This is a genomic window from Gemmatimonadota bacterium, from assembly GCA_016209965.1.
Lineage (GTDB): Bacteria > Gemmatimonadota > Gemmatimonadetes > Longimicrobiales > RSA9 > JACQVE01.
Map to the genome: position 1 here is coordinate 1 of JACQVE010000231.1, position 6,569 is coordinate 6,569.

General features: G+C 69.0%; 5 protein-coding genes. 4 read left to right on the forward strand and 1 reads right to left on the reverse strand.

All coding sequences use genetic code 11. The features are described from left to right. Positions 1–845: universal stress protein (locus HY703_09235; GenBank protein MBI4545366.1), on the reverse strand; the 845-nt coding region annotated here is incomplete at its 3' end. A 524-nt stretch (positions 846–1,369) separates the two neighbouring features. On the opposite strand from HY703_09235, the gene HY703_09240 reads away from it, so the two are divergent. From HY703_09240 to HY703_09255, 4 genes are all read left to right on the forward strand, one after another. Next, positions 1,370–2,362: a PAS domain-containing protein gene (locus HY703_09240; protein ID MBI4545367.1), complete on the forward strand. Its 993-nt coding sequence runs from the start codon at positions 1,370–1,372 to the stop codon at positions 2,360–2,362. Next, positions 2,359–3,771: a sigma-54-dependent Fis family transcriptional regulator gene (locus HY703_09245; GenBank protein MBI4545368.1), complete on the forward strand. Its 1,413-nt coding sequence runs from the start codon at positions 2,359–2,361 to the stop codon at positions 3,769–3,771. The genes HY703_09240 and HY703_09245 overlap by 4 nt, the downstream gene beginning before the upstream one ends. Before the next feature lie 66 nt (positions 3,772–3,837). Next, a complete protein-coding gene (locus HY703_09250; protein ID MBI4545369.1) occupies positions 3,838–4,557 on the forward strand; it encodes a hypothetical protein in 720 nt (239 codons plus the stop codon). Between the two features lie 182 nt (positions 4,558–4,739). Further along, positions 4,740–6,491: a PAS domain S-box protein gene (locus HY703_09255; protein MBI4545370.1), complete on the forward strand. Its 1,752-nt coding sequence runs from the start codon at positions 4,740–4,742 to the stop codon at positions 6,489–6,491. Positions 6,492–6,569 lie beyond the last annotated feature (78 nt).

The following is a 6,569-nucleotide window of genomic DNA, read 5'->3' on the forward strand; positions in this document are numbered from 1 at the left end:
ATGCGGGAGACGCCGCCCCGGCCGTGCGTTGCCATAGCGATCAGGTCCACCGCGTTGCGCTCGGCAAAGTCGAGTATGCCGGCCGCGGGACTCGCGTGCACGATCACGGCCGTCGCCACCTCGGCCGAACCCGCCCGCAGCCGCCCGGCCACTCCGGGGAGGTAGGATCCCGCGTCCCGCATCTGGACCTGCAAGTCGTTGGGGTCTGGCCGGCCAGGCTGAGGCACGTAGCGGCCCAGCACGTAGACGGGCCGGATCACCCGCAGCAAGGTGTACCCTGCCCCGGCAAGATCACCGAGGCTCGTCGCCGGACCCAAGACGGCCTCCGCCAACTCCGAACCATCCAGCGGGACGAGCACATGCTGGAACGCTAATACCGGATCGAGCTCGACGCGCGCTCTGGTCTCTCCATTCCGAATCAGCAGCAGCGGAATCCCCGCCCGCCGGACCAGCCCATCGGCAACACTGCCCAGCCAGGCGCGCTCGAAGCCGCCACGCCCATGCGTCGTCATCACGATCAGATCGACGTCTGCGCTCCGCGCATGGCGCAGCAGGTTTTCGACCACCGCGCCCTCCAGCGCGGCAACCCGCACATCCAGCGGAAGCCTGCTCCTCACCTGCGCCGCCACTCTCTCCAGGTAGTCGAGCTCCCGCACCTCGAGCCGCTGCTCGAGCGCCGGGTCGAGAAGCGCACCCAGCTCGCCCGCCAGGCCATGGGGAACCGGGACATGGACATGGACAAGGTGGATGCCCACTCCACGGGCGCGGGCAATGCCCAGCGCCACCGGTAGGGCGTGCTCGCTGAAGGCCGAGCCATCGAGCGGCACCAGGATCGACTTGCTCATGAGGCGCTCCTGTTCAGGGTACCAGTGCCGTGGCGGGCAGGGCGCGTGCCACTTGGGGCCCGTGCACAAGTGCTATCCCGACAACAACTTGAATTCAGACTCAGGGGGCGTTGCGCAGCGCCGCCCGGGGCGGAACGCCCCAGCCGTGGGCAGTGCGCAGGCCAAGCCACCCCAGCGGCCGAGCGGCCGAGCCCGCTGACAGTTGTTGTGACCCGTCTGACCGAGAGAGCGCCTGCGAGCGAGCGGAGGGATCTCGGATGCCTGACCGTGAGGCCGTGTAGTAGCCGACCACTGGCGGGATCGGTGGGCGGGAGCAGAGCGTTGCGGATGGGTGGCTTTTGGTCCGACCCTGGCGCGGCGATGTCGCGACCTGCGACATTGGCCGGGGGGTTGCAGGCCGCGCAGTGCGGGACGATGGTGGCGGAAGTGCTGGTGCGACGCGGGGTTCAGGGAGGTAGAGGGAAGCGGCGAGTGGCTGGTACGGAACGCGCACGATCCGGGGCGCGAAGCGGCGGAGCGTGGGTGTGAAGCGGAGCAGCGAAGCGATGCCAGCAGCGGGTGTTTATGGCCGGCTCCTGGACCGGATGACGGAGCCGGTGGCGGTGACGGACACGGCGTTCCGGGTGAGGTACGTGAACGCGGCGGCGGCGCGTTGTCTGGAGCGGAGCCGCGCAGAGGTAGTGGGCCGGCCCCTCTCGGACTTCCTGCCGGGCCGGTACGACAGTGGGCCGCCTGACGCGGGGAGTGGCTGGCGCTTCGAGCGGCTGGCACAAGGGTGGGCGGCGTTTGGCCCGTTGCGCACGGCCGCGTCGGTGGTGGACGAGGAGTGGGTACAGCGCATGGTGGACGCGGAGCAGCTCGCGGCGGTGGGGCAGCTTGCGGCGAGCGTGGCGCACGAGATCGGCGCGCCCCTGACGGCGATCAGTGTAGCCGTCGAGTACCTGTTGAAACGGGAGTGCGGCACGTGTCAGTTTGCCGGCCGGGATCTGGAGGTGATCCTGACGCAGACGCGGCGGATCGCGCAGTTGTCGCGGCGTCTGGTGGACCTGGCGCGGCCGGGCGAGCCGGAGCTGCGGCCCATCGACCTGAACCGCGTGATAGCCGAGGGGTTCGAGCTGCTGGAGAAGCAACTGGCCAGGAGCGGGATCAAGACCGCGCTGTTGCTGGAGCCAGCCTTGCCCCTGCTGCACGGCGATGCCGACCAGTTGCAGCAGGTGCTGCTCAACCTGGTGCTGAACGCGCAGCGGGCGATGGCGCAGGGCGGCGGCAGGCTCGAGGTCTCGACGCGCCTGCGCCGGCCGAACGTGGAACTGGTGGTGGCGGACACGGGCCCGGGGATCGCGGCGGCGGACGTGCCCAAAATCTTTCTGCCGTTCTTTTCCCGCTCCGGCGGCACCGGCCTGGGGCTGCCGCTGGCGCGGCAGATTGTACACAAGCACGGCGGCAGCATCGAGGTCGAGAGCGTGCCAGGTGCGGGAGCCGTATTCAAGGTTCGCTTACCGGCAGGGCAGCCATGAGTGAAGAAAACGGGAAGGTCGACAGCAGGAAAGCGCGGGTGCTGGTGGTCGAGGACGAAGAAATCGTGGGCGACCTACTGGTCAAGGTGTTGGGCGAGGAGGGTTACGCGGTGGAATCGGTGGCCAGCGGCGAGGATGCGCTCAAAGCCCTGGACCGCGAGCTGTATGACCTGGTGCTGCTGGACCTGAACCTCCCGGGCATGTACGGCATGAACGTGCTTTCGGCGGCGCCAGCGCTGCAGACGGACGCGCAGTTCATTGTCATGACGGCGTTCGGCTCGGTGGACACGGCGGTCGAGGCCATGCGGCTGGGCGCGTTCGATTACATCAACAAGCCGTTCCGCAGCGAGGAGCTACTGCTGACGCTGGAGCGGGCGCTGCACGAAACAGAGCTGCGCCGGGAGGTGGCTCAGTTGCGGCGTCGGGCGGGGGAGGGGGTGAGGGGGAACATTGTGGGGAAGTCGCCGCCCATCGAGCGCATGTTTGACCTGATCGAGCGGGTCGCGGCCACGCGTGCCACGGTGCTGATCACGGGCGAAACGGGGACGGGCAAGGAGCTGGTGGCGCGCGTGATCCACGACCTGTCAGACCGCGCGCGCAAGCCCTTCATCCCCACCAACTGCTCGGCGCTGCCGGAGACGCTGCTCGAGTCGGAGCTGTTCGGCCACATGAAGGGCAGCTTCACGGGCGCGATTGCAAGCCGGCGCGGGCTGTTCGAGGAGGCGAGTGGGGGGACGCTGTTCCTGGACGAGGTCTCGACGGTCTCGCCCGCGATCCAGGTGAAGCTGCTGCGCGTGCTGCAGGACCGGCGCATCCAGCGGGTGGGCGGAGGGCAGTTCATCCCGGTGGATTTCCGCTTGCTGGTGGCGACCAACGTGGACCTGAGCGAGGAGGTCGCCACCGGCCGGTTCCGGGAAGACCTCTTCTACCGGCTGAACGTGTTCCCCATCCGCGTGCCGCCGCTGCGCGAACGGAAGAGCGACATCCCGCTGCTGGCGAACTATTTCCGCACGCGGCTGGCCCGGGAGAATGGCGTCGAGCCGCCGGAGATCACGGCCGATACCATGCGGCGGCTCATGGCCTACGATTGGCCCGGCAATGTTCGGGAGCTGGAGAACTTTATCGAGCGGGCGGTGATCATGCACGCGGGCGCGCGCTCGATGCCCTTCGAGGCGCCGCCGGGGCAGACCAGCCGCTCGGAGCGCCAGCTCCTGGACCAGGCGCGGCAGGAGCGGTGGAGCCTGGAGCGCCTCGAGCGCGAGTACCTCCTGGACATGCTGGACGAGGCGCACGGCCACAAGGGTCACGCCGCAGAGATCCTGGGCATTGATCGCCGCACGCTGTACCGCAAGCTGAAGCGCTATCAGAAGGAAGGGATCCTGCCGGAGCTCGATCTGACGGCCGACTAGGGACGCAGGACCGGCTGCCTCGGCTGGCGCGGTCCGCGCCGTCGGCCCGCCGGACGGGAGGACGCCTTGGGACAGAAGTTGTTCCGCACCGCGTTATGCGCGGTAGGCGGCGGGTGTGGTGGGGCTGTCGTGCCCCGCTGGTTCGGCGTGCTGCCCGAGCTGGGCGTCGAGTGTGTATGCCTTTTCTGGGCCATACCACCCAGTAGGCAGGGCGTCACGGATCTGGACGCGCTGTGCGCGGCCGGCAAGCGGTGGCTGGCCGAGCTGGCAGCGCTGGGCGCCCAAGGCGAGCTGGTGCTGAAACGAGGGAACCCCGGGCCATGGCTCACGGCGCTGGCGAGCATCGTCGAGGTCGACCTGGTGGTCACGGGGCCGCCGGCGACCCGGCAGGGCAGCAGCCGCACCATCACCCACCTGCTGGAGCATCTGTCCAAGCCGCTGTTACTTCTTCCCGGCGGCGAGGGCCCCGCTGGCCCCGACCTCCTGGCCCGGCCGCTGGTAGATTCTGACGGCACGCCGGAAGCCCGGGCGCTGATCGAGAGCTGGACGGCCGGCTCCGCAGAGCGGAGCTTTGTGCGGCCAGGCGGCCGCACCGCGCGGGAGCGCGTGCACCAGGCGCTGCGGGCATGCGTCGAGACGGATGCGACCATCCTCGTGCTACCCGGGCGAGCCCGGGCGATGGTTCCGCATCTGCTGCGCAGCACGGCGGTCCCCTTGCTGGTCGCGCCACCCCACCCACTCCCCACGGCTGCTTCCCGCCGCGCTGGCCCCACCCCGGGCGGCTGAGTCTCGAATTCGCCAGTACGGCCGCCTGGGCCGCCTATCCATCCCCGCAGCAGGGCGCGTTCGTCTCAGGACCCCGGCAGGCAAGCGCGGGGTAAGCAATGCCTGGCCCAAGGGCTTGATATCGGGGGAATGTTTGCCGATCCCCTCCTCATTATCACTCATTGGAAACGCTTCGCGCCATCATGAGCAGGCGGAGGACCGCGCCCAAGGGACGGCTCAGCGACCGTGACGTGAGCGATCTCGCGGCGCGGGGCGAAGCGGAGCTCGCACGGGAGCGCCTGGCCACCGAGCAGGCTGCGCGGATCGCGGCCGAGGAGGCGCAGGAGCGGCTGCGCCAGTCGGAGGCCAAGTTCGCGGGCATCGTCTCCATCGCCTCGGACGCCATCATCTCCGTGAACGAGGCTCAGCAGATCATCCTCTTCAACCAGGGCGCCGAGACGATGTTCGGCTACCAGGCTTCGGACGTCCTCGGCCGGCGTCTGGACATGCTGCTGCCGCGCGGCGCGCGGCCGGCGCATCGCGAACACATCCGCGATTTCGGGCAGTCCCCAATCGCCGCTCGACGTATGGCGGAGCGCCAGGAAATCTCCGGCCAGCGGAAGAACGGCGAGGAGTTCCCGGCCGAGGCCGCCATCTCGAAGCTGGATCTCGGGAACGAGCGGATCTACACGGTGGTGCTGCGCGACATCAGCCGGCGCAAGCGAGCGGAGGAGGCGCAACGCTTCCTGGCGCAGGCGAGCAGCGTGTTGGCGGCGTCGCTGGATCACGAGACAACACTGGCCAGTGTGGCACGGCTGGCGGCCGGCCCCCTCGCCGACTTCTGCATTATTGACCTGGTCCAGGAGGGCGGCCACGTGGATCGGCTGGTAGTCGCGCACGCGGACCCGGCGAAGGAAGGAGTGGCCCAGCAGCTTCTTCGATACCCGCTGGACCGCAGCCGGCCGCACCTGGTGTTCAAGATGCTGCAGACGGGCCAGCCGGAGCTGTGGCCGGAACTGCCGGAATCGTACCTCGAGTCCGTGGCGCAGAACAAGGATCACCTGCGCTTGCTCGGCGCGCTCCACATCCGCTCCCTCCTGGCCGTGCCGCTCCGGAGCCACGGGCGCCTGCTCGGTGCCCTGACCCTGGTCATGGCCGAGTCTGGCCGGCATTACCAGCCGGAGGACCTCGAGCTGGCCGAGGAGCTGGCGCATCGCGCCGCTCTGGCCATCGAGAACGCGCGACTCTACCGCGAGGCGCAGAAGGCCGTGTGGGCACGCGATGAGGTGCTTTCCGTGGTGTCGCATGACCTGGGCAACCCCCTCAGCGCCATCTTTATCGGAACGGGACTGCTGCTGAAGAGCCTTCCTGCCGACGGCCGGCCGGACGAGTCGCGACAGCACCTCGAGGCGATCCGGGCGTCCGCGGCGCAAATGGAGAGGCTGATCGGCAACCTGCTCGAGATCCGGCGCATGGAGGCGGGTCGGCTGCGGCTCGATTGCAAGCCTGAGGAGCCGGCCGGCCTCATCGCCGAAGCCTGCCACGTGCTCCAGCCGCTGGCCTCGGTCAAGTCACAATTGCTACAGACGGAGATCCCCGCGGATGGACTGCCGCGCGTGCTCGCGGACCGCGAGCGCGTGCTGCAGGTGCTCTCCAACCTGGTGGGTAACGCCGTGAAGTATACGCCGGCCGGCGGACGCATCACCGTTCGGGCCGAAACCCGGGAGGCCGAGGTTGGCTTCCTGGTCAGCGACACGGGACCGGGCATTCCCCCGGAGCATCTGCCCCACATCTTCGAGCGCTTCTGGCAGGTGCGCCAGAGCGGCCGCCGCGGCATCGGCCTCGGACTCGCCATCGCCAAAGGCATCGTGGAGGCCCACGGCGGCCGCATCTGGGTCGAGAGCCGGCCAGGCGCCGGCTCGACATTCCACTTCACGCTGCCCATGGCAGAGTGATATGAGAGGGACCACGCCGCCATAAGAATTCCCCCTACGTCTGCTGCCCTTTCCCCTCAGCAAAAATCCTCCGTCCTC